This is a genomic window from Wolbachia endosymbiont (group B) of Erebia ligea (assembly GCF_947179575.1).
GTDB classification, from domain to species: domain Bacteria; phylum Pseudomonadota; class Alphaproteobacteria; order Rickettsiales; family Anaplasmataceae; genus Wolbachia; species Wolbachia pipientis_C.
Genome location: NZ_CAMXBW010000002.1, coordinates 168,925 through 191,321, shown reverse-complemented (window position 1 = coordinate 191,321; position 22,397 = coordinate 168,925). Strand labels below are relative to the sequence as shown.

The following is a 22,397-nucleotide window of genomic DNA, read 5'->3' as shown; positions in this document are numbered from 1 at the left end:
AATTGAGGATATGAAGGAACAATACACACAAAAACACACTTATTTTTAGATTATCTTTCCCCACACTTATTCAACGTCTCTCTTACTTCATCGCTTATATTGGGTATAATTTTCGTTATAATCGTTTTGGCACCAAAAAATACACCACAAAACATACCTAAGGCAAAGAGAGCTGGCCATGGCATTCTACCAAATATTGCAAGCAAAGCTGCACCTATTATGACTACAGTCATAAGTGGCCCACCTATTCCCCAAATATAACCAATAATATTGCATATTACTTGGGCAGTTGTATCATCTATATCATTAGCAGCATTTGCGTAATCTGAAAAAGAGAGAAACAGCACTATATATAAAGCATTAAAAAGTTTTTTTATTATATAGCTCATTCTTTTGCCTCCAAATAATAAACTAGTGTGAATCTAAATTTATATATATATTTATTTTAAGGTAAAACTTATAATTTGTCCATAAATAAGTGTTGCTACATAAATAGCCCACCATTGATGTTAAGCACATGCCCCGTTATATATTTTGCTTCGTCGCTTGCTAAAAACAATACCCCTGCTGCTATTTCTTCTCCTGTTCCCGTTCTTTTCATTGGAATATTATCTAATATTTTTTCTTTTTGTTTTTCATTTAAAACTTCAGTCATCTTAGTATCTATAAACCCAGGAGCAATGCAATTTACTGTTACACCACGACTTGCAACTTCTTTTGCTATAGATTTGCTCATAGCTATTATTCCAGCTTTTGATGCTGCATAATTTACTTGCCCGGCATTTCCTGTCAATCCTACTATTGAGGAAATATTTATGATTCTTCCCCAATTATTTTTAATGAATTTCTTGCATGCTTCTCTATTTAGCTTAAATGTGGAGGTCAAATTAATGTCAATCACCTTTTGCCATGCTTCATCTGTCATTCTCAACAATAAGCTGTCTTGTGTAATTCCTGCATTGCATATGAGTCCATCAAAGCCTTTCATCAACTCACTTGCTTTATTTATTAGTTGATTTACCTCTTCAGGATTTGATAAGTTGCAAGGAAGTACGTGAATGTTTTTTTCATATTTTTTAGCAACTTCTTCGAGTATTTCTTTTTTTGTACTAGAAATACATAAAGTTGCTCTGGCCTTATGCATAATTTCTACAATTGCCTGGCCTATTCCGCCTGATGCACCAGTAATCAGAAATTTCTTATTCTCTAATCCAAACATAATAATTTTTATTTGTTCCAGCTCTTAACAGAATATTAAAAGACTTGCAATAGATTTTTTTCATAACTTTCATTTAATAGAAGCTTCTTGACAAATCTTGTATTTATTGGCGAAATTATGGCGGCTGCATGCCTTTTTTATTTTTTCTACATTCGGCCAGATCGCGCTTATTTAAAGCGTTAGCACATTATCAATTACAGTAATAAAATTAGCACCATGTGGATTCTTTTGCCTTTTTTTGATTGGTAAATTTCTTAACACTTATAGCTAAAGTAATTTAAGAGAGCCAGCGCGTGACTAGTTCTTATTACTTGATCAGTCTTCTGGATCCCAGTGTCTGGGCACTGGGATGACAGGAGTGTGAGATAAGGCTACATTCATACTCCAACAGGTATGACGGTGTCATTCCAGCACTTGATGCTGGAATCCAGAAGTCTTTACTACAAATAAGCATATTGAGCACAAAATTATGCTAAAACACAACGTTTTTGGTGAGATTATGGACAAACTGGATTCCAGCCTCATGCGCTGGAATGACATCATAGAGGTCATTGAGATGACAGGAAAGAATACTTGAATGACAATAGGGACACTAGAATGAAAGGGAAAGAGGCTATTTAATTGTGCTGAATTTTACAAAATTTATTACTCCTGCCTGACAAATTTATTAGAATAGTATGTATATTAGTGAAAATCCGAAAAAAATGCAAGAAAAGTTAATATATTACTTTAGCCAAAGCAACTGTGAAGGCAATGCAGCAATGAGAAATCTACTAGGAGGGAAGGGAGCAAATCTGGCAGAGATGTGTAACATTGGCATTCCTGTTCCACCTGGTTTTACAATTTCCACTGCTGTTTGTCAGGCCTATTGTCAAGATAATGAATTGTCTTGTGATCTACGTAACGAGATAAAAAACTACATGGCGATGCTCGAAAGTGACATCGGTTGTAAATTCGGGGATTCAAATAATCCTTTATTAGTTTCCATACGCTCTGGTAGTGTGAATTCAATGCCGGGCATGCTTGATACTATTTTAAATGTTGGTCTAAATGATGAAACCGTTGTTGGTCTTGCAAAAAAAAGTGGCGAACGTTTTGCTTACGATAGCTACTGCCGTTTCATCATGATGTACTCGAATGTTGTACTACAGCTTGACCACAACCTATTTCAAGACATTATTGATAGTGAACAGCAAAAAAGTGGAGCAAAAAGCTTAGCTGATCTTAATGTTGATGTTTTAAAGGGGATTGTTAATGATTTCAAAGATGTAGTATATGAGAAAATAGGAAAAAATTTCCCGCAGAACGTTGAAGAACAGTTACTCAATTCAGTAAATGCAGTGTTTTCTTCTTGGCAAAATGATAGAGCTTTTTCCTATAGAAAAATAAATAATATTCCTGAAAACCTTGGAACTGCAGTTAATGTACAAGCAATGGTTTTTGGTAATCTGAATGATAATTCAGCAACTGGTGTGATATTTACAAGGAATCCTTCAACTGGAGAAAAAAAGCTTTTTGGTGAGTTTTTAGTTAATGCTCAGGGTGAGGATGTGGTTTCTGGTGTTTATACTCCTATGCCAATTGACGGGGAGCAAGAAAGTACCATGGAGAAGTTGCTACCAAGTGTCTACCGAGAATTATGCGCGGTATGTGAAAAACTTGAAAGGCATAATAAGGACATGCAGGATATCGAATTTACTGTACAGGACGGTAAGTTATGGATTTTGCAGACTAGGTCTGGCAAGCGCACAGCCGAAGCTGCTATTCGCATAATAGTTGATATGGTAGAAGAAGGAGCGATTACAAAAGAGGAAGGAATATTGAGAATTGATCCAAAAACTTTTGACAATTTATTGCATCCAGTTCTTGATGTTAAAATCGATCAAGAAGTAATAGGCAAAGGACTGCCAGCTTCTCCAGGTGTTGCTTCTGGATATGTAGTATTCAGTGCAAGTGATGCTGAAAAAGCTGCAGAGCAGGGTAAAAAAGTAATTTTGGTAAGATCAGAGACGAGCCCTGAAGATATTAATGGAATGAATGCTGCAAGTGGAATAGTAACAGCGAGGGGAGGTATGACCTCCCATGCCGCTGTTGTAACTCGTGGAATGGGTAAACCATGTATTTGTAGTCTAAGTGGACTTTATATTGATAAAGATGAAAAATTTCTTTCTATGGGGGATATAAAAGTAAATAAAGGTGAACCAATCACCATCGACGGAGGAACAGGAGAGGTTATGCTTGGTATTCTTCCGACAGTTTTGCCTGAATTATCTCAAGAGTTCAAAACGATAATTAACTGGGTAGATAAAATCAAAACAGTGAAGGTGAGAGCGAATGCTGATACTCCAAAAGATGCAAAAATTGCGAAAGAATTCGGTGCAGAAGGTATAGGATTATGTCGCACAGAACATATGTTTTTTGCTAGTGATAGAATCGAATTCATTCAAAAATTGATAATAGCTGATGATGAAAATGAAAGGTCAAATGCATTAAATAAACTCGAAGAAATGCAAAAGTCTGATTTCAAAGAAATGTTTTCTATTATGGAGGGCAAGGAAGTCACTATAAGATTACTTGATCCACCTCTACATGAGTTTTTACCTCATGATCAATCCATTATAGAAAAAATCGCCAGATCACTGAATAAGTCAGTTGAATCGGTAAAAAATAAAATAGTACAGTTATCAGAAAAAAATCCAATGCTTGGCCATCGAGGGTGTAGGCTTGCTATTTCTCATCCTGAAATATATAAAATGCAGATTAGGGCAATACTCAGTGCTGCAAGTGAATTAAGGAAAGAAAAGAAGATAGAAGTGAAACCTGAAATCATGATTCCTTTTATCATGAGCGAGAAAGAGTTTGTTCTGATATGCGAGTTAGTAAAGAAAGAAGCTAAAAATTTCGATGTGAATTATTCAATCGGAACGATGATAGAACTGCCAAGAGCAGCACTTATTGCTGACAAACTCGCAAAACACGCAGAATTTTTTAGTTTTGGCACTAATGATTTAACACAAACAACTATGGGACTTTCACGAGATGATTCAGTTAATTTCCTCGATTCTTATAAGGAAAGCAACATATTCAAAAACGATCCCTTTGAGGTGCTAGATGTCGAAGGGGTAGGGGAATTAATCAGAATAGCTATCGAAAGGGGCAAAAAAACCAGAAAAGAAATTAAACTTGGTATATGTGGAGAGCATGGAGCGAATCCACAGTCCATAGAGTTTTTCATCAAATCAGGGGTTGATTATGTGTCATGCTCGCCCTATAGAGTACCGGTTGCAAAATTAGTGGCAGCACAGCTTAGCATAAGTTTGTTGGGCAGCACAACTGTACGAACATAGATTTCGCTAATAAGTAGCGGAATGATGATTTTTCAAATTGTCGATAAATCTAAGTCAGTTTAGCTATTTTGCTGCTACTTTTTTTCTGAATGTCTTAAGAAAGATTGACTTTTTGTCTAAAATAATATAGGATAAAATAATAGTAAGTGAGGTAAAAATGTCAATATCAAAAGAACGTAAGGAATATTTACTAGAAAAGTTTAAATATGCTGCCAAAGAATTTGGCAAATCTGGTACAAAGTCCAATCATCTAGCAGTACCAAAGGAACAGCAACTCTCTATTGATTTAGGTAATAGAAAGGTTTTTGGTATCATAAATAAGATTCTGTATTGGATAGAGAATAATTTTACTTATTTTTTTCCACGATATAATTTGTTTCCAGAAGTTGGAGTTGAAGGAAGAAAAATTCCTGGAACTAATACAAGGGTTAAGTATTTTACTCCAGATGACCAAGCAGAATATACCAAAATTCCTTATAAAGGAAAATTATACGTTGACTTAATGCCAGAAAACAAGTTAAAAGGCTTTAAAGGCAAACTATATGATACAACTGATAAAATTAGTAAGGATAAAAAAGGTTGTGTAGCTTATGTGATCACGCTTGACGGAAAGCTAGTAACTCATGAACATATTAATGTTAACGAAAGCGAATGGGCTTATCGTCATTCAACTCTTGCAGGTGGTAAGCCAGTTTTATGTTCTGGTTTAATGAAAGTGGTAAATGGTGAAATAACTTATATAGACAATAATAGTGGGCATTATAAACCAGAACCAGCAAACTTATACAATGCAGTGAAAAAATTAGAAGGTCTATTTTCGAAAGGTGCAAAAGTTGTTTGCCTACCATATTGGATTAGCTTGAAAAAACAAATTCCGCTTATACGCAAAATTACTCTAGCCAAACGAGAGCCAGTAGAGGAATTCTTGAAAAGGATGGAGAAAAAAGGGAAAGATGGATTGACTCAATATGAAAGACATTTTGAAAAGATAAAGGAATTTAATGAAAAATACTCAGATAAATTAGAAAGCCAGTCGGTTTATGCTAAAGTAGCTGCTCATGATTATAAATCAGTGCCTGTTTCAGACTGCAGTAATCCTAAAATAATAAAAATGGCAGTAGAACACTCAATAAGAAGGATTATTGGAGCAAACTATGGCCATAAACCAAAAATTGATATTAAATATGATAAAGAAGAAGCTGTGGGTGTTAACGTAATTTTTCACTATAAAGATGATAGAAGCAGATTTGTTGAAATTTTAGACTTACATAAATGTAGCTATTCATCGCGTATTCAAAAAAATAAATATATAATTACGATGAGCATAGAAAAGGCTAACAAGTTTATAAAGGACACTTTACAAATTAAAATTGATAGTGTTGAGCAATTGGGTACCCATTTAGTGATGGGCTATTACCCTATTTAAATATATGCTAATATATCTATTCAGCAGGGTGGCAAAATAAGGTGGATGAGAAAAGACAACCATATAAACAAATGGGTGTCATGAAAGTAGCTCCTTTGTTGTCATGCCAGTGCTCAGACACTGGCATCCAGTTAAATTTACGGAGTATAATGGATTCGAGTGTCTGCTACTTGAATGACAAGCAAAGGCTACTCGGATGACAAGAAAGGAAGCACCGAAAATAAATAGGTGTCATCCCAGTGCTTGACACTGGGATGACACCTATTTGTTCCTATAGTTGTCTTTTCCCATCTACCTTATTTTACCACTCTGCTGAATAGATACCTTTATTTTACTATAGAACAGACACTGAATCTGCAAGATCATAGAATTTATTTCCAATCTCTCTGAATGTACTACTTATATCAATAGGTGTCGACTCTTCTTGTGAATCAGATTTAAATAAGCCATGAGTATCTTTCAGACGACAGTACCACTTGCAATTATTTCGCTCTGTTGTTACCCACCAACTATTACCTGGGGACTTTTCTTCACATTCTCTATAGCAATCATGAAGTGCCTTCCATTGAAATGGAGGGTTTAGTATAGGATTTGTCATAATGTACTCCTTAATTATAAAACTATAGTATTTTCTAAAATGGATGATAAAGTTCCATTATGGTATTACCAACCAAAAGCTGTAAGTCTGTATATTTATACATGAGAGGTCTGAGGCGGCTTTTGATGGTATGCCAACAGTATTCTATAGGATTCAAATCTGGTGAATATGTTGGAAGATACAGCAAATGACAGCCAAAAGACTCTATTAATGATTTTGTTTTAGTGGTCTTATGAAATGTAGCATTATCCATAACTATAGTTGTGCCAAGTGGCAATTTAGGTAATAACATCTTCTCCAACCATGTATTGAATACCTCTTTGTCACACCCACCTTTGAAAGTCATTGGTGCAATAAATCTCTTTCCAATCCACCCGGCTACTATACTGATTCTCTCTCGAGTTCTCCCTGGAATATCTGCATAAATTTTCTTTCCTCTTGGAGCGCGTCCATATTCTCGGTATAACTTATTATCAACTCCTGCTTCATCTATATATAAGATGCTGGAATGGTCTATTTTTGAGATTTTATCAATAAATTGCTCCCTATCTTCTTGATTGCGCTCTTGATATAGTGTGACTTTTTTTTAAAGTAATTTTTAGCTGTTTTAGTCTATACCAAATTGAGTTTATTCCAAATCCAAGATTTTGTTTCATCTCTGCCAGAGTATGATCTGGATTCTTTGTAACATATTCTTCGAGTATTTTGGGGTCTATTTTTCGAATAAAGCTACCGTTTTAGATGGCTTGAGGCTTTCACCAGCAGCTTTCTTTTTTAACCAACGGTACAAGAGTTGCTATTCCTATCTCCATAAGCTCTGCTACCTCAACCTTTGTCTTACCTTTTTCTATCATCAATACTGCCTTTTCCCTTAAATCCACACTATATGCCATTATAACTCAAATACTTTATTATACCTTTATCATTTACTTTAGGAAATACTATAACACCACGTTAGTACTTATATGATAATATAATGTTAATTCTTATATTGACATAATAACTTTTTGGATAAGGTTTCTTGATTTAAAATTGCGTTTTAGCAAACTTACTTAATTTTAGAAAAATTTGCTCACATAAAACTGTTTATAGAGTGACAATAGATGTATTATACTTACACTTCTGATTCGAAAATTTATGCAGTTATTTCTAACAAGATTGTTCAATAAATTTTACTGTTTAAGGATGAGAAACAAAGTAATCATCGTTTCCAGTATTGCTCTTATTCTACTGTTTTTTATCAACAGTACATTTTTAAAAAAAGATCAGGCGGTTCATAGTGATAATCCAATTAGTAGTTTTTCAGTAAAAACTCAGGATTATACTCCACAAAATCGCACTGTATATTTAAATTTTTCTGGTACAGTAAATCCCTTGCATAGGGCAAGCCTTGTCTCAAGAACAAGTGGTCAAGTTATTGCTATTTATTTGTCTGATGGTGAAAAAGTAAAAAGAGGCGATGTAATTTTAAAGATAGAAGATTATGACAGAGTTGCACAAGTTGAGAAAGCCAAAGCTTTATTAAATCAGCGTGAAATTGAGTATCATTCCTCTAAAAAATTGAATACAAAAGGGTATGGAGCACAAATAAAAGTGGAAGCAGCTTTTACTGCATTGCAGAGTGCAAAAGCTGACCTAAAAAGGCTAGAGTTGGATTTAGAAAACACTGCGATTAAATCTCCTATTGATGGTTATATAGATAAGATCAACGTAAATGAAGGGGATTTTGTTAATCTTGGACATAAGATAACTGACATAGTTAATTTTGATCAGGTTCTTGTAGTGTTGTATGTTTCAGAAAATGAAGTAAATAAAATAAAACTGGGTAGTGCAGCGCAAATTAATTTGCTAGACGGAAGGGAATTAGTAGGTGAAGTGAGTTTTATTAGTAAAATTGCTGAGCCTAAAACTGGATCTTATAGAGTGGAGGTAAAGGTAACTGATAATGAGATTATATCCTTGCAAGGACTGACTGCTAGTGTAAGCCTCCCTTCAGGTGAAAGATTTGCATATAAAATTCCTTCTTCGGCCTTAAGCTTAAGTGATGATGGCGTTCTTGGAATAAAGATTGTTGATGACAATAATTATGTAGTATTTACAGCAATAGAAATTGTTGATCATGAAGATGATGGTGTTTGGTTGGTAGTAAATAACGAAGATAAGCCTATAAAGTTAATAACATTGGGCCATCTCTTTGTTAAGCCTGGTGATAAGGTTTAGCTTGTATATACACTTTTAGTAAAAATCAGATAAAATTCCGTGTTAGCAATAATTATAAAAATACTTACTAATATACTTATCTAAGTATTGACAATTGTTAACAAGCAAGCTAATTGTATAAATATTTTATAAAAAGAGAGTGTATTATATGCCACGTATTAGTGAAGAAAAGTATAAGCGTTATCGTGAGTTGAATAACCTTGACTTAAATAAAAAGTTAAAAGAAGCTATAAATGAGCAGGATTATAATAAGATAAGGAGTATTATTTTTGACAATGAATTGGAGTCAATTGACGATGGAATATATGGTGCATTATTTTTGAATAAATATCCTAGATTTCCCGAATTTTTACTTATGCTAGGAGACAGTAGTTCAAGTGATGTAGTTAACTTTTTTATACAACATGTTTCAAGTAAATTTTTGTGTGGAGAAGGCCCTAGAAATAGTTTGGGTAATATTCCATGCATAGAATTTATCTTTAGTTACAGACAAGACGCAATACCTACTCTATTAGAGGCTGTTTCAAAATCAGACAGAGACGATACTATCGTATTTGGAAAAGGTTTAGTTTCTAGTGTAAAGAAGAGAATAGAAAACATTGAGAGTAATGGGAGTCCTTATTATAGAAATGAATCTTGTGCAGCATATTCTTGTTCTGATAATCCACAAGATTACTACGATGCAAAAGAGGCTATTGAAGAATATTGCACACAAAATGTTAATGGTGATTACGAAATCGTTCCAGACTATCTTTTTACTATAAAAGATCAACCTCGAGAGCTAAAGCGATTGTTTATAGATATTGCTGCTGCCATAAGAAGTGATAGCCTTGATAAAGTGCAAAGTGGTCTGAAAGCAATTGAAGCAAGTGTTCCTAAAGCTGATCTGCGCATTATTGATAAAATCAGTACGTCATTAAGTTCTCTAATAAAAAAGGCTAAACAAAATGTAAATATGGCACGCGCTATTAGTGATGTACAGGCAAATATTACTTGGCCTGGTACATTTCTTAAAGAGAATGTCTTATGTACAAATAGTGTACAAAAGTCAAAAAACTAAAGTTTTTAATCAGGCTAGGTGTGAGGCACGCCTATTTTTTTCTTGCTTATTTCCTTACTAAACAATCTGTTTTTCTTTCAATAAACTCTGTAATTCACCTTTTTCATACATCTCGCGGATTATGTCACAGCCACCAATAAACTCTCTCTTTATATATATTTGTGGAATTGTTGGCCAATCAGAAAAACTTTTTATGGACTGACGTATTTCATCATTCTCAAGTACGTTGATGCATTTAAACTTTACATTCAAATTTTTGAGAATTGATACGACAAGCCCAGAGAATCCACATTGAGGAAAGTCATAGGTGCCTTTCATATACAGCACTACATCGTTTTCTGCTATGTCTTTTTTTATTTGTTCAAAGTTGTTCATAAATATCACCTTAATTTTAAGCTCCAGTTTCTAGTTGCAATGCATGTATAGACTGACCTTCAAGAGCCTTGTATACCATTCTGTGTTGTTCTATTTTTGTCTTTCCAGAGAAACACTTGGAAGTTATTTTTAAATGGTAGTGATCATCATCTCCAGCAAGGTCTTTAATTTTTATATCAGCATCAGGAAATGATTGTTTGATAATTTTCTCTAACTCGTGAATTGTAATAGTCATCAGTTTATTTTAATTATAAGTCTAAAATATGCAATTGATTATTGTGAAGACAATAGATTCAGCGTGCTGAGAGCACTAGCAAGACGAGATTTTAATTGACTTGCATACTCATTCCAGTCCTTTATTTCCTTTCTTGCTACACCTGAGGTAACTGCAGCTTTTGCAACAGCAGGAGATACTATAGAAATTAATCTTGGGTCAAATGGAGTAGGTATTATATATTCACGTCCATAGCTCATTTTACGACCACCATAGGCTGCAGATATCTCGTGCGGCACTGGCTCGCGAGCAAGCTTTGCTATTGCATCTGCAGCAGCAATTTTCATTTCATCATTTATTGTCGTTGCATATACATCAAGTGCCCCTCTGAATATGTAAGGAAATCCCATTACATTATTGACTTGGTTGTTATAATCTGACCTACCAGTTGCAATTATTGCATCTGGCCTTACAGATTTTGCAAATTCAGGCCTTACTTCTGGATCAGGGTTAGCAAGAGCAAAAATGATTGGGTCTTTACCCATGCTTTTTAACATTCCTTCACTGAGCACATCCTTTGCAGAGAGTCCGATGAATACATCAGCATCTTTTATGGCATCGAGTAGAGAACGTTCTTTAGTGTCAATTGCATATTTTTCTTTCCACTCATTCATATCCTCTTTTCTGTCTTTGTGTATTACTCCTTGTTTATCGCATAGTACTATGTTCTTAGCACCCATAGACTTCAGTATTTCCAAACACGCAATACCAGCTGCTCCAGCACCATTCATGATGATCTTTACATTTCCTAATTTCTTTCCAACAATATCGAGGGCATTTTCTATACCAGCTGCAACAACTACTGCAGTGCCATGTTGATCATCGTGGAACACCGGAATATCCATCAACTCATTTAGACGTTTCTCTATTATAAAACAATCAGGAGATCTTATATCTTCTAGATTTATTCCCCCCCAACTTGGACCAAGATACCTTACTGCATTGATGAAATCTTCTATGTTTTCTGTGTCAACTTCTATATCAATTGCATCAATGTCAGCAAAACGCTTAAATAAAACAGCTTTGCCTTCCATGACGGGTTTTGAAGCAAGAGGACCGATATTGCCAAGTCCCAGGACTGCGGTGCCATTTGAAATGACAGCCACATAATTGCTTTTTGCCGTGTAATCATAAACAGCTTTAGGATTTTTAGCTATTGCAAGGCATGGGGCTGCAACACCAGGGGAATAAGCAAGTGATAGGTCATGCTGTGTGGATAAGGGTTTTGTTGGTATAACCGATACCTTACCAGGTTTACCACTTTTATTATGGTACTTAAGTGCTTCTTGTTTTGTGGTGTTATCTAAATCATTATTCATGCTTTGAGCTTATTGTTAGTAATTTTTTAAGTATATGGGGTTTTTATGAATGTTCAACTATTAGCTTGTGAATTCTGTTGTACTTCTGTATAAGTTTATCTACCAATAGTGTGACTTACATGCTTAAGAAAAACGTGCCTAATTTGCTAACAATTTCTCGTGCGCTCGCGATACCGGCAATAATATCAAGCTTTTATATAGAAAGTAAATATGCAAGTCTAATAACAATATTGATCTTTATGTTTGCGTGCATTACAGATTTTTTTGATGGTTATTTAGCACGTGCATGGAAAGTCCAATCGAATTTTGGCAAATTATTTGACCCAATTGCTGATAAGTTAGTAGTAGTTTCAACAATAATCATGCTAGTTTATAAGCAAAAAATAGATGATGTTACAATCATACCGTCAGTTATAATTGTTTGTAGAGAGATATTAGTTTCGGGTTTACGAGAGTTTTTGATAGCTACAAACGTTAGTCTACCTGTGAGCAAAGCTGGGAAAATTAAAACATTTTTTCAGATGGTTGCTATAGTGGCGTTAATAATGAGTGATTATGAAACAACTAAATACATAGGTGTGATTTGTTTGTGGGCTGCAGCTGTTATGACTATGTGGTCAGGCTATAATTACGTTCTAGCTGGCATCAAACAGATTGACTAAATTGCTTAAGAGTATACAAAGAAAGTTAATAATTTCACAATATTGACTGATTAGTTAAAATCCTGTATAATGTATTAGTTTATAAATTAGTCAAGTTTGTATGACTGGTATTATTATAGATAGCTTTAATACTGAGTCTTCCTTTAAGAGATCAAGTTCTGAGAAAGATACTAAAATAGAGGATTTTTTTCGAGATTTCTGGTCAACAGTTGATGAAGAAGAAAAAAAGAGAAAAAAACTTGAGCAAGAATTATTAATACTTGAAGAAGGAAAAAAAAAGCAGAAGCTGGAACAGGAGTTATTAACTTTAAAAAAAAGAGAGCTAAATAGAAAATGTGTATCATTGGCAACAATGGTTCCATTTGCATTGCTGATGGCAATTGAGCTCGAAAAAACATGTAGCGATCAGGTATTACTTGGCCTTATAAGCGGTGCATTAGGCCATATTATATTACCTTTCACAGTCTTATCTCTTATTTGCACGCTATATTTAATTTATAATAATAGAAAAATAGCAGAAAAAGAACGAGAGTTGGAGAATATTGAAGATGGAGAAAAAGAAAAGAGAGACATTCCTTATACAGTTGATGATTACTGTAACTATGCTGATGCTGCTTTAGTTACATTAGTTATTGTGGCTAGCATAGTAAGCGAAGCATTGGCACAAGGAATAATAGAAGACGTAGCTTTTTCAATTTCTAGTATATTCTACTTTGTAGCGAGTGCTACTTTTTGCTATTGTGAGTACAAGAAAAATAAAAATTCTGAATTAGAAAAAGAGCAAGGCTTTGATGAGAAATTTGAAAAAAAGACAAGCAATATGTCTACAGCTAAGTTAATGATTGCTGGTTCTTCTTTATTACTAATTAGGAGGATAATGTTGATTTCTGAAGTAGCATTAGCATCATCTGCTGTTGGGCCTGCTTTAGGTCTGGTAGGTATTACTCTTTTGATGGTCGGAAGTGGATTGATCATACATTCTTATATTAGAAAGCTAGAGAACGTAGAAGTGAGTGGAAAAGGTGTTCCAACAGGTGCTGGTATAGGTAATATAGGGAAAGGGCAGGTTTTTGCTCGATGATAATGCCAAAAATTTGTTTATTTAGGTAATATTTAGTCTATACTTTATTTTGATCAAAAAAAATCTTATGTATAAGACTTTAATCATATGCTTTTTTCTCCTTATTTGCTCCTTTGTGCAGTCGTATGGGAATGATCTGGAACACACTGAAACTGAACTATATGAGGAGGCAGTTAAGCTTTATGATCAGAAAAAATATAAGCAAGCTATTAGAGCATTTCAAAAGATAGAGGATTTGTATCCTTTATCTTATTGGGCAATGAAAGCAAAATTATTATCTGGAGTTTCTTACTATAATATGGGTAACTACAGCAGTGCTGCAAGTGATATGGATGATTATATATACGTTTATCCAAATGGTGAAGATTTGCCATATGTATATTACTTAAGAGTATTATCTTATTACATGCAAATTAATAAAGTGCAGCTTGGGCAACAAATTGCATATAAAACTTTAGAGCTAGCTACTGAATATATTAATCTTTTTCCGAATAGCGAATATATAGAAGAGATCAAAGAAAAAGAAAAATTAATCACAGAACATATATCAAAAAAAGAGTATTCTATTGGTGAATTTTACCTAAAGCGTGGTGAATATTTAGCAGCAATTAAGCGTTTTCAAAATATGATAAGCGATAAATATTCTTCTAGAGTTATTAGTTATTTAATAACAGCTCACTTAGCTCTTGGCCTTGACTTAGAAGCTGAGCAGTATGAAAATATGTTAGCAGAAGGGGTGAATTAGTTTTCTTATGGCTGGTCATTCACAGTTTTCAAATATAAAACATCGAAAAGGTGCTCAGGATGCAAAGCGCTCGCAAAAATTTACGAAGCTCATTAGGGAAATAACAGTTGCTGCAAAACAAGGGCTGCCTGATCCCGAACTCAATCCACGTCTTCGCTCTGCTATCTTTGCTGCGCGAAAGGAAAATCTACCAAAAGATAAAATAGAAACAGCAATAAAAAATGCAGCTGGTAACGTTGCTGGAGAAAGTTATGAAGAAATACAATATGAAGGCTGCGGACCTTCTGGTGCTGCACTTATTGTCCATGCTCTGACAAATAATCGCAACCGAACTGCTTCTGAGATACGTTATATCTTTTCTCGCAAAGGCGGTAATTTGGGAGAAACAGGATGTGTGAGTTACCTTTTCGATCATGTAGGCTTAATTGTCTATAAAGCAGAGGGTATAAATTTTGAAGATTTATTTAACTATGGAATTGAATTAGAAGTATTGAATGTTGAGGAAAATAACAAAGAAGAATTATATGTTATAACTTGTGAAGTAAAAGACTTTGGTAAAGTACGTGACGCTTTCTATACAAAATTTGGAGAACCAGAACTTGCTCGTCTTTCATGGCAACCAAAGGACCTGATTGAAGTTAGCGACAAAGAATTAATTGATAAATTATCTATATTAGTTGAAGAGCTAGAAGATAATGATGATGTGCAGTATGTTGAAGGTAATTTTATTTTTGCTGATAAACTATGAGGCTGGTAATACTTCCACTGCTTTGTATTTTACCATCATATTCAACTGAAACATTTGCGCAGAAAGACTATTGTCATTCCAGTGCCCAGACACTGGAATCCAGCAAAATTGATTGTAAACAGCACGCTATACAACATTTTCGATTAAAAATTTGGTCAAGCACTGAAATGACACTAACCCACTCTCCAGTGTTATTCCAAGACGGGATCAGAAAAAAAAAAGCTGCTTTGGTGACAGAAAGTGATAGAAAGTTGTTATTCATATCCAGTGACATAAAATCCTCTTTTTTTGATGCAGAAGGTTTGGCGCCAGATACAATAATGAGATTAATCAGCATATATAAAGATTATGGTGTAGATTTTAAAAAAGACATTGTGCCCAAAAGCAAGTTGGAAGTTCTGTGTGAGAGTGATCAGAAGGCTGAAGAAAAAATTTTATATACTTCACTCACAACAAGCAATAAAGCTATAAGTTTATATTATTATGAGTCACAAAACGGCAAAGAAGAGTATTTTAATAAAGAGGGGATAAGCTTAAAGAGTTTCGTAAGTCCTTTGAACGGAGATTTTCGTATATCCTCGAATTTTGGTAATAGAAAGCATCCCATTCATGGTAAAATTGCTTTTCATAAAGGAGTAGATTATGCAGCTAAACTTGGCACTCCTATACACGCCACTGCAGAAGGTGTAATAGAATATATAGGAAAGAATGGTGGCTATGGGAATTACATCAAAATAAAGCACAACAATAAATATTCAACTTGTTACGCACATATAAGCAAATTTAGTAGCGATATAAAGTTAGGCTCTAAAGTAAAGCAGGGACAAATCATTGCTTATGTTGGCAGCACTGGTGTTGCAACAGGACCTCATTTACATTATGAAGTTATATATAATGGTAAACATATTGATCCGCTTACGATAGCTCATGGCAATGAGATAAAGTTGCCTGATCGTGAATTAAGAGAGTTTAAATTATTTGTAAGTAAGGTAGATGAAATAATCAGCAGAGAGGGTGCAAGTGAAAAAGCAATCTGATGAAGACAGTACAGATAAAAATACAATAAATGATAGAAATCTAAGTAAAATTCGGGCTTTTCCTGTACTAATAGCGCTAGGGTTAATTTTATTGGTACTTTTTGTGTATGACAGCACAATTGCACTTGGAGTTGCTGCTGTTTCAATATTGACTTTTTCTCAAGGATTTTTCGTTAATGATCCTAATGAAGCAAGAGTGATAGAGTTTTTTGGTCATTATATTGGAACTTATTTTAAGTCTGGAATATGCGTAACGCTTCCGTTTTCGAGTAAATATAGAGTTTCTTTGAAATTTCAGAATATCAATACAGAAAAAATTAAAGTTAATGATGCTAATGGAAATCCGATAGAGATTTCAGTAGTAATTGTTTGGAGAGTGAGCAGTCCTGCGAAGGCATATTATAATGTTAATAATTATCATGATTTTGTTTTTGTGCAAAGTGACTCGGTAATTAGAGAACTGGCAAGTAATTATCCGTATGATAGCGAAAACGATGAAGAATCTTTGCGTAAAAACTCTGACAAAATTTCAAATGAATTGCGGTCAATGCTACAACAAAGATTGAATATTGCTGGAATTGAAATTACAGAAGCGAGAATATCGCATTTGGCGTATTCATCTGAGATTGCACAGGCAATGCTGAGGCGTCAACAAGCACATGCCATCACCTCTGCAAGAAAGCATATAGTGCAAAATGCAATAGGAATTATCGAAGAAGTAATAGCCCATTTTGAAAAAAATAAAAGCTTACAATTGGATGGAAAACAAAAGGTTCAATTGATAAACAATTTGCTAGTTGCTCTGATCTCTGAGCAGGATGCACAGCCGACTATTAGTTTGGATAATAATTAGCATAGAAGCCGATTGGGTTTCATGAATGCAAGTCACTGTTAATTTCTTGATTAATAGACTAAATGATGTTATAAATTACACGCATTAGGGGTGCTCTAAAAAAGCTGAGAGTACATAAAGTACAACCCTTTGAACCTGATCTTGTTAAAACAAACGTAGGAAAATGTATGTATATAAATATTGAAGAATGCTTTGGCTTCATCGCGTTCATTACATCTCTTATTGGGTTATTGCCTCAAGTATATAGAGCATATATCACAAAACTTACTCGTGACGTATCGATGCTAATGTTGGTGAATTATCTTATTTGTTCATCATCTTGGCTTATTTACGGTATTTGTCAGGGTTTAACTTTTGTGATACTCAGTAATATTGCTGGATTAGTGATCAGTATAATATCAATTGTTCAAAAATGTTACTACGATGCAAAAACTGCACGAAGCGTTTTATAACCATATGCTACATTGTAGCGTGGAGCAAGAATATCGTTCTATTGTAGTATTAAATGGAGAAATACCTGATTCATCGTTTTTTAAACAAGATATACCTGTTATTGCTGTAGATGGAGGAGCAAATAAGCTTCTATCAATTGGCGTAAAACCTGATCTTGTAATAGGAGATTTGGATAGTATAAATCCGAATTTACGTGCTAATTTAAATACAGTATATCTACCTGATCAAGATTATTGCGACTTTTCTAAAGCAATGGCTCACTTAAAAACAGTAAAGTTATTGCCATCAATAGTAACGGGTATTACTGGAGGAGCAATTGATCATATACTACAAAATATTAACTTTTTTTTAAGTACAGATAGTATCTTTTATATGCCTTCGCCTCCCATGGTGGGGTACGCATTACAAAAAGGTATTAGCTATTTTTCCTCTTTGCTAAAAAATACTAAAATATCCTTACTTGGTATACCGAAAGCTCAAATATCAACTAAAGGATTACAATGGGAACTGTACCTTAGTAACCTTGCTTTTCCAGGAAAGAATTCTTGCTTTAATCGAAGTTTAGGCAATGAGTTATCTATAGAAATACACAGCGGCGTGTGTTTAGCAATGATATATTTAGAAGCAGTAAATGATGATGGTGTGTATTGAGTTAAAACATTAAGAAAAAAAAAGTAGAAAAACCGTGTTAACACTAATTCTAAAAACTACAGGCGCCTGTTATTAGCTAAAGTAAAGGTCAAATATCTGGAATTCTGGACATAAAATCCTCCTGTATAAAAAAGATTCAGAATGTACACACAACAGATGTGGCTGAATTTTTATTGAAAAATTGGTTAAAAGGTCTGCAGACCGAGATAGATTTTGAGCTCTCTAAATATCTCTACTATCATTATAATGGCATCTTGAGTATGCGGAAGCAATTTTTTCATTAAAATAAAAAATTTTATTCTACAGCTCAAAAAGGAGTTTGCTAATTTTCACACTGAATCGGATTCCACCACTCAAACCTAGAAACTTTAATGTATCAAGGTATCTGTTCAGGGGAATGTGCAAGCCAATGCTCCCTTTTTTGTCATTCAAGTAGTCTTTTCTTGTCATTCAGGTAGCTCCTTATTGTCATCCCAGTGCTTGACACTGGGATCCACTCTTTCGTAATTTCATCAATAAAAACTTAGGATTACTTTTGTACCCAAAATTTCTGGATCCCAGTGTCAAGCACTGGGATGACATTGTCTTGAATGGGAATCGTTTCGTAATACACCAAAGGTTGTGAACCAAAAGAGCGTCATTCCAGTCTGGAATCCATTATACTCCGTAAATTTAATTGGTTTCATGACATCAACTTTTGCATTCCAGTTATGCAAGAAATCTATTATATAATATTATTATCACCCTCTTGATAGTTTGTTAGCTCCTCTCCTCCTGAGTTACTTGGTGCAATTATTTGATCAGATTCAGTTGATGGTTCATCAGATCCAAACAACCATGAAAAAAATCCACCCAAAAATGATCCTATTAAAGAAAAAGGTTTAATCAGTATACCAAACAAACTACTAAAAAAAGAGCTTGGCTGTTCTTCATTTGTTGATGATTCACTTTGTGGACTAACACCATTTTGTGTAAGTGTTATGTCAATAGAATGTCCATTATCAGCAGCTTCAATTTTTACATCACTTTCTTCTTCTGCACTGATCTCCTGTTGTTCTTCCTTTGGGTCTTGCTCTTGTGTAACTGGTTGGACATTACCTTCTTGTCCAGCATCTTCCTCTTGATCTCCTTCACTATCTGTCGATACTGAACTGTCATCAGTTTTTTCTGCGGCTTTTTTTAATAGAGCTTTTATTTCTTCTGTTTTAGCTAAATCAAAAGGAGTTTTTTCATCCTTGTCTTTTACATTGATAGCGATTCCGTCTACTGCTAATAGAATTTTTACTATGTCTATATGACCATTTTTAGCAGCATAATGTAAAGGGGTCTTTTCACTTTCATCTATTGCATTAACATCTGCCCCCTTATCTAGATCATCTTCTAGCTGCTGAGAAAAACTGTCCCCAAGCTTAGCAAATAAGTGTAAGGGAGTCGCTTTATATAATTCTAGTTTAATTTCATTAACACCATTGGGTTTGTTAAAATATATTACAGAACTAAATCTTGTTTTATTATTTATATCGGTACCAATCTTTATGAAGTCTAAATCATTTTTAACAAAATCTTTTCCTGATGATTGGTAATGGTCAATGACTTGCTTTTTTATTGACTTATGAGATCTTTTAATATTTTCTATAATTTTATTTACTTCTTCTTGTGAAAAGCTGAAAGCTAAAGGTTCATAATCTTTATAATCATCAGAAATTGTCGCTTTGAAAAGGGTATAAACTTTATTGATTTGTCTTGAAGATATTTCTTTTTGTGAAAAGTTGAAAGCTGGAGGATACACACTGTAATTAAAACCTTCATATTTAAACTCAAGTGGCCCAGTTCCAATAAATTTTAGATTATGATCCTTTGTTAGTTGTGATAAAAAATTTTTCCATTTACTTTCATCAAACTCGTTGTAACGAGGCCATGAGTAAATTAATACTTTATCTCCAACATCTCCAAATTGTACATGAATACTGTTTGGTTGTTTGAATATATCATTATATTCTTTTCCAAAATCATAGGTGTTAAGAACCTCAACTGACATATTATGAACATCATTGCTGATATATTTTAAGAAGATTTCCCTAACTTTGTGAGTCTTTTCAGCTAATCGAACTTTCTCACCCTGATTTAGAGAGCTGTTAAAATGTGTATAATCAATAAAATTGCCACTCATCTGCACTTTTCTATAGAAATTGTATTATCATGGTACAGTTGCTAATAATCAATGAACTCTGCAGATAAAGTTCTCTGGATGCCAGCACCACATACCGAAATTACACCTTCATAAGGTTATATAAGAAATCTATTGTAATCAGCCTTCTCTGTGTTTTTCAGTATATTTAAGTAAACTATATATAAGAATTGCAATTATAGAACATGCAACTGTTAACAGTAAATTTGGTAAAATACTATAGTGAAAAAATTTTCCTACTATATATATTCCAATAGCTCCAAACATCATATTGCAGAATGAGAGGACTGCACTACCAAGCCCTATACCCTTGATTGTTTCTAAAGCAGAAGTTACGTTATTGCTGATTACGAGTGCAAGCCCGATATTGCTCGGAATCCAAAGAACTTGAAGAATAAGTACACTTAACTTGTTTGTGAGATAAAAATATACCAATAAACCATCCGATATCATCGGTAATACCAAACCTATTATTAACATCTTGCTCACTCCTATTTTTGGTACGTACCTTCTATTAATTAAAGTTCCAATTATGTAAAATATAACTATGATTGATATGAGATAGCCAAAATATTGTACTTCAACGCCCATTGATTCAAATATGAACGGGTAGTTAGCAATGTATGCCCAAAGCCACATGAAAGTTAATCCATGAATGGCTGAAAACCCAAGGAAACGATAATTCTTAAATATTAATATATACTGCTTGAAGATATTAATACTGGCTTTACTTTTATTTACGGTCAGCGTTTCTTGTAGCTTCAAGTAAATAAAAATGAGCATAATAATTGCGGCAAGTGATATGATAAAAAACAAAAACTTCCAACTATAACCATGTGAAATTATATAACTGCCTACCACTGGAGCTATTCCAGGTGAAAGTGCTACTATCATATTTAACTTTGAGATTACTCTTGAGTATTCACTACCTGAGTACATATCCCTGATTGCTGCATATCCGACAACGCCTGCAACACCAGCTCCAGCTCCTTGTATAAACCGGATTAATATTAAAAGTATAATATTATCAGCTATACAACATACAATACTTGCCAAAGTAAAAATTGTCATACCAATCAGCATTATTAGGCGCCTGCCATAATAGTCTGACAATGGGCCATAAATTAATCCAGATATTGCAATTCCTACTAAATTTAAACTGATCGTAAGCTGCGCTATATTACCTTTCACCTTAAAATAGTTGGCAATACTTGGCAATGCAACTGAGTATAAGTCTGTTGCCATGTCAACAACTGCTACAGATAATATCATAATAAGGGAGATGATATTTTGTGAAAAAGCTGTCGACACTAATGATTTACTGGATTAAATATGTTTAATTGTAGTATATTTTTCTCATTAGTATATTAATTTAACTGCTAAAGTTTAAAATAATTATGTAAGCAATCTCTATATAAAATATGGATAAATCACAACTAGTTAAAGAGGTTTTCGATTCTGTAGCAAATTGCTACGACATCATGAATGATATAATGAGCCTTGGAATGCACAGGCTATGGAAAGAGAAGATGGTAAGTAGTGTGAATTTTAAAAAGCACTCCAAGGTTTTGGATATTGCTGGAGGAACCGGAGATATAGCTATAAGAATAGCAAGAGGGGAGCCAAGTGCTCAAGTTACAGTATGTGATATAAATCAAAACATGCTGGACAAAGGGCGTGATAAAGCTATAAATTCAAATCAGCTAAATTTCAATTGGGTATGTGCAAATGCAGAGAGTTTACCATTTGAAGATTCCGAATTTGATTATTATACAGTAGCTTTTGGTATTCGAAACTTTTCCGACCGTAAGAGGGCTTTAAGTGAAGCATATAGGGTACTAAAGCCAAATGGACAATTTGTCTGCTTGGAATTTGCTCCTATGCATTATCAAAATGAGATATTCACCAAATTTTATGACTTATACTCATTTAAAGTAATTCCTAAAATTGGTAGCATAGTTGCTAAAGATAAGGGTTCTTATGAATACCTAGTAAGAAGCATAAGAGAATTTCCAACTCAAACTAATTTTAAAATGGAAATTGAAGAGGTAGGCTTTAAGAATGTTGAGTTCTATAATATGAGCTATGGAATAGTGGCGTTACACATTGGAACAAAATAAACTCTGGTCTATTCAGTAGTT

The 22,397-nt window shown here is 34.0% G+C and carries 22 protein-coding genes, 1 pseudogene and 1 riboswitch; of the genes and pseudogenes, 13 read left to right on the top strand and 10 right to left on the bottom strand.

Annotated features, from left to right (window positions below; translation table 11 throughout):
* Positions 1 to 50: 50 nt before the first annotated feature.
* Positions 51 to 389: a TrbC/VirB2 family protein gene (locus tag OM962_RS01310; RefSeq protein WP_264330566.1), complete on the bottom strand. Its 339-nt coding sequence runs from the start codon at positions 387 to 389 to the stop codon at positions 51 to 53.
* Positions 390 to 484: 95 nt separating this feature from the next.
* Complete coding sequence (gene fabG, locus OM962_RS01305; RefSeq protein ID WP_264330565.1) at positions 485 to 1,219, bottom strand: 3-oxoacyl-[acyl-carrier-protein] reductase; 735 nt, start codon at positions 1,217 to 1,219, stop codon at positions 485 to 487.
* A 677-nt stretch (positions 1,220 to 1,896) separates the two neighbouring features.
* On the opposite strand from fabG, the gene ppdK reads away from it, so the two are divergent.
* Complete coding sequence (gene ppdK / locus OM962_RS01300; protein WP_264330564.1) at positions 1,897 to 4,566, top strand: pyruvate, phosphate dikinase; 2,670 nt, start codon at positions 1,897 to 1,899, stop codon at positions 4,564 to 4,566.
* 157 nt (positions 4,567 to 4,723) lie between these two features.
* Positions 4,724 to 5,992, top strand: a complete 1,269-nt coding sequence (locus OM962_RS01295) for a hypothetical protein (protein WP_264330563.1) — start codon at positions 4,724 to 4,726, stop codon at positions 5,990 to 5,992.
* A gap of 334 nt (positions 5,993 to 6,326) precedes the next feature.
* Here the strand turns inward: OM962_RS01295 and OM962_RS01290 are convergent, their stop codons facing one another.
* The 3 genes and pseudogenes from OM962_RS01290 to OM962_RS01280 all read right to left on the bottom strand — a co-directional run bounded on the left by OM962_RS01290 (position 6,327) and on the right by OM962_RS01280 (position 7,483).
* Positions 6,327 to 6,590, bottom strand: coding sequence for a hypothetical protein (locus OM962_RS01290; protein WP_264330562.1), 264 nt, complete (start codon positions 6,588 to 6,590; stop codon positions 6,327 to 6,329).
* A 34-nt stretch (positions 6,591 to 6,624) separates the two neighbouring features.
* The gene (locus tag OM962_RS01285; RefSeq protein ID WP_264330460.1) at positions 6,625 to 7,107 is read right to left on the bottom strand and encodes an IS630 family transposase; all 483 of its coding nucleotides are present in this window, start codon (positions 7,105 to 7,107) and stop codon (positions 6,625 to 6,627) included.
* Between the two features lie 28 nt (positions 7,108 to 7,135).
* Positions 7,136 to 7,483: pseudogene (locus tag OM962_RS01280) on the bottom strand (IS630 transposase-related protein).
* Positions 7,484 to 7,775: 292 nt separating this feature from the next.
* On the opposite strand from OM962_RS01280, the gene OM962_RS01275 reads away from it, so the two are divergent.
* Positions 7,776 to 8,810, top strand: coding sequence for an efflux RND transporter periplasmic adaptor subunit (locus tag OM962_RS01275; RefSeq protein WP_264330561.1), 1,035 nt, complete (start codon positions 7,776 to 7,778; stop codon positions 8,808 to 8,810).
* Positions 8,811 to 8,958: 148 nt separating this feature from the next.
* Positions 8,959 to 9,870 (top strand): hypothetical protein, encoded by a 912-nt coding sequence (locus tag OM962_RS01270; RefSeq protein ID WP_264330560.1) that lies wholly within the window; start codon positions 8,959 to 8,961, stop codon positions 9,868 to 9,870.
* Between the two features lie 57 nt (positions 9,871 to 9,927).
* Here the strand turns inward: OM962_RS01270 and grxD are convergent, their stop codons facing one another.
* From grxD to OM962_RS01255, 3 genes are read right to left on the bottom strand one after another with little or no spacing between them, the layout of a single operon-like run.
* Positions 9,928 to 10,245 (bottom strand): Grx4 family monothiol glutaredoxin, encoded by a 318-nt coding sequence (gene grxD, locus OM962_RS01265; protein WP_264330559.1) that lies wholly within the window; start codon positions 10,243 to 10,245, stop codon positions 9,928 to 9,930.
* Positions 10,246 to 10,261: 16 nt separating this feature from the next.
* Complete coding sequence (locus tag OM962_RS01260) at positions 10,262 to 10,480, bottom strand: BolA/IbaG family iron-sulfur metabolism protein (protein ID WP_006012412.1); 219 nt, start codon at positions 10,478 to 10,480, stop codon at positions 10,262 to 10,264.
* A gap of 38 nt (positions 10,481 to 10,518) precedes the next feature.
* Complete coding sequence (locus OM962_RS01255) at positions 10,519 to 11,838, bottom strand: malic enzyme-like NAD(P)-binding protein (RefSeq protein WP_264330558.1); 1,320 nt, start codon at positions 11,836 to 11,838, stop codon at positions 10,519 to 10,521.
* A 119-nt stretch (positions 11,839 to 11,957) separates the two neighbouring features.
* On the opposite strand from OM962_RS01255, the gene pgsA reads away from it, so the two are divergent.
* The 8 genes from pgsA to OM962_RS01215 all read left to right on the top strand — a co-directional run bounded on the left by pgsA (position 11,958) and on the right by OM962_RS01215 (position 18,068).
* On the top strand, positions 11,958 to 12,500 hold the full coding sequence (gene pgsA / locus OM962_RS01250; protein ID WP_264330557.1) for a CDP-diacylglycerol--glycerol-3-phosphate 3-phosphatidyltransferase: 543 nt from the start codon (positions 11,958 to 11,960) through the stop codon (positions 12,498 to 12,500).
* 100 nt (positions 12,501 to 12,600) lie between these two features.
* Entirely contained in the window at positions 12,601 to 13,581 is a 981-nt protein-coding gene (locus OM962_RS01245) for a hypothetical protein (RefSeq protein WP_264330556.1), read from the top strand.
* Positions 13,582 to 13,648: 67 nt separating this feature from the next.
* Positions 13,649 to 14,326 carry an outer membrane protein assembly factor BamD gene (gene bamD / locus OM962_RS01240; protein ID WP_264330555.1) on the top strand — a complete coding sequence of 226 codons (678 nt, stop codon included), beginning with the start codon at positions 13,649 to 13,651 and terminating at the stop codon, positions 14,324 to 14,326.
* A gap of 7 nt (positions 14,327 to 14,333) precedes the next feature.
* Positions 14,334 to 15,074, top strand: coding sequence for a YebC/PmpR family DNA-binding transcriptional regulator (locus OM962_RS01235; RefSeq protein WP_211907905.1), 741 nt, complete (start codon positions 14,334 to 14,336; stop codon positions 15,072 to 15,074).
* A complete protein-coding gene (locus tag OM962_RS01230; protein ID WP_264330554.1) occupies positions 15,071 to 16,111 on the top strand; it encodes a M23 family metallopeptidase in 1,041 nt (346 codons plus the stop codon). The genes OM962_RS01235 and OM962_RS01230 overlap by 4 nt, the downstream gene beginning before the upstream one ends.
* Positions 16,095 to 16,964 (top strand): SPFH domain-containing protein, encoded by an 870-nt coding sequence (locus OM962_RS01225; protein WP_264330553.1) that lies wholly within the window; start codon positions 16,095 to 16,097, stop codon positions 16,962 to 16,964. The genes OM962_RS01230 and OM962_RS01225 overlap by 17 nt, the downstream gene beginning before the upstream one ends.
* A 76-nt stretch (positions 16,965 to 17,040) precedes the next feature.
* Positions 17,041 to 17,143, top strand: a riboswitch (TPP riboswitch).
* Entirely contained in the window at positions 17,132 to 17,416 is a 285-nt protein-coding gene (locus OM962_RS01220; RefSeq protein WP_017532519.1) for a SemiSWEET family sugar transporter, read from the top strand. (Overlaps the previous riboswitch by 12 nt.)
* Positions 17,388 to 18,068 carry a thiamine diphosphokinase gene (locus OM962_RS01215; protein WP_319606746.1) on the top strand — a complete coding sequence of 227 codons (681 nt, stop codon included), beginning with the start codon at positions 17,388 to 17,390 and terminating at the stop codon, positions 18,066 to 18,068. Before OM962_RS01220 ends, OM962_RS01215 begins: the two co-directional genes overlap by 29 nt.
* A gap of 724 nt (positions 18,069 to 18,792) precedes the next feature.
* Here OM962_RS01215 and OM962_RS01210 read toward each other — a convergent pair.
* Together OM962_RS01210 and OM962_RS01205 are read right to left on the bottom strand one after the other, a co-directional pair.
* Complete coding sequence (locus tag OM962_RS01210; protein ID WP_264330551.1) at positions 18,793 to 20,238, bottom strand: ankyrin repeat domain-containing protein; 1,446 nt, start codon at positions 20,236 to 20,238, stop codon at positions 18,793 to 18,795.
* Between the two features lie 138 nt (positions 20,239 to 20,376).
* Positions 20,377 to 21,501, bottom strand: coding sequence for a Bcr/CflA family efflux MFS transporter (locus OM962_RS01205; RefSeq protein WP_458694673.1), 1,125 nt, complete (start codon positions 21,499 to 21,501; stop codon positions 20,377 to 20,379).
* A 176-nt stretch (positions 21,502 to 21,677) separates the two neighbouring features.
* On the opposite strand from OM962_RS01205, the gene ubiE reads away from it, so the two are divergent.
* A complete protein-coding gene (ubiE, locus tag OM962_RS01200; protein WP_264330550.1) occupies positions 21,678 to 22,376 on the top strand; it encodes a bifunctional demethylmenaquinone methyltransferase/2-methoxy-6-polyprenyl-1,4-benzoquinol methylase UbiE in 699 nt (232 codons plus the stop codon).
* Positions 22,377 to 22,397: the final 21 nt, after the last annotated feature.

Bases quoted from the DNA above. Each gene is read 5' to 3' on its own strand.
- OM962_RS01310 (WP_264330566.1), bottom strand. From the start codon at position 389: ATGAGCTATATAATAAAAAAACTTTTTAATGCTTTATATATAGTGCTG.
- fabG (WP_264330565.1), bottom strand. From the start codon at position 1,219: ATGTTTGGATTAGAGAATAAGAAATTTCTGATTACTGGTGCATCAGGC.
- ppdK (WP_264330564.1), top strand. From the start codon at position 1,897: ATGTATATTAGTGAAAATCCGAAAAAAATGCAAGAAAAGTTAATATAT.
- OM962_RS01295 (WP_264330563.1), top strand. From the start codon at position 4,724: ATGTCAATATCAAAAGAACGTAAGGAATATTTACTAGAAAAGTTTAAA.
- OM962_RS01290 (WP_264330562.1), bottom strand. From the start codon at position 6,590: ATGACAAATCCTATACTAAACCCTCCATTTCAATGGAAGGCACTTCAT.
- OM962_RS01275 (WP_264330561.1), top strand. From the start codon at position 7,776: ATGAGAAACAAAGTAATCATCGTTTCCAGTATTGCTCTTATTCTACTG.
- OM962_RS01270 (WP_264330560.1), top strand. From the start codon at position 8,959: ATGCCACGTATTAGTGAAGAAAAGTATAAGCGTTATCGTGAGTTGAAT.
- grxD (WP_264330559.1), bottom strand. From the start codon at position 10,245: ATGAACAACTTTGAACAAATAAAAAAAGACATAGCAGAAAACGATGTA.
- OM962_RS01260 (WP_006012412.1), bottom strand. From the start codon at position 10,480: ATGACTATTACAATTCACGAGTTAGAGAAAATTATCAAACAATCATTT.
- OM962_RS01255 (WP_264330558.1), bottom strand. From the start codon at position 11,838: ATGAATAATGATTTAGATAACACCACAAAACAAGAAGCACTTAAGTAC.
- pgsA (WP_264330557.1), top strand. From the start codon at position 11,958: ATGCTTAAGAAAAACGTGCCTAATTTGCTAACAATTTCTCGTGCGCTC.
- OM962_RS01245 (WP_264330556.1), top strand. From the start codon at position 12,601: ATGACTGGTATTATTATAGATAGCTTTAATACTGAGTCTTCCTTTAAG.
- bamD (WP_264330555.1), top strand. From the start codon at position 13,649: ATGTATAAGACTTTAATCATATGCTTTTTTCTCCTTATTTGCTCCTTT.
- OM962_RS01235 (WP_211907905.1), top strand. From the start codon at position 14,334: ATGGCTGGTCATTCACAGTTTTCAAATATAAAACATCGAAAAGGTGCT.
- OM962_RS01230 (WP_264330554.1), top strand. From the start codon at position 15,071: ATGAGGCTGGTAATACTTCCACTGCTTTGTATTTTACCATCATATTCA.
- OM962_RS01220 (WP_017532519.1), top strand. From the start codon at position 17,132: ATGTATATAAATATTGAAGAATGCTTTGGCTTCATCGCGTTCATTACA.
- OM962_RS01215 (WP_319606746.1), top strand. From the start codon at position 17,388: ATGCAAAAACTGCACGAAGCGTTTTATAACCATATGCTACATTGTAGC.
- OM962_RS01210 (WP_264330551.1), bottom strand. From the start codon at position 20,238: ATGAGTGGCAATTTTATTGATTATACACATTTTAACAGCTCTCTAAAT.
- OM962_RS01205 (WP_458694673.1), bottom strand. From the start codon at position 21,501: ATGGCAACAGACTTATACTCAGTTGCATTGCCAAGTATTGCCAACTAT.
- ubiE (WP_264330550.1), top strand. From the start codon at position 21,678: ATGGATAAATCACAACTAGTTAAAGAGGTTTTCGATTCTGTAGCAAAT.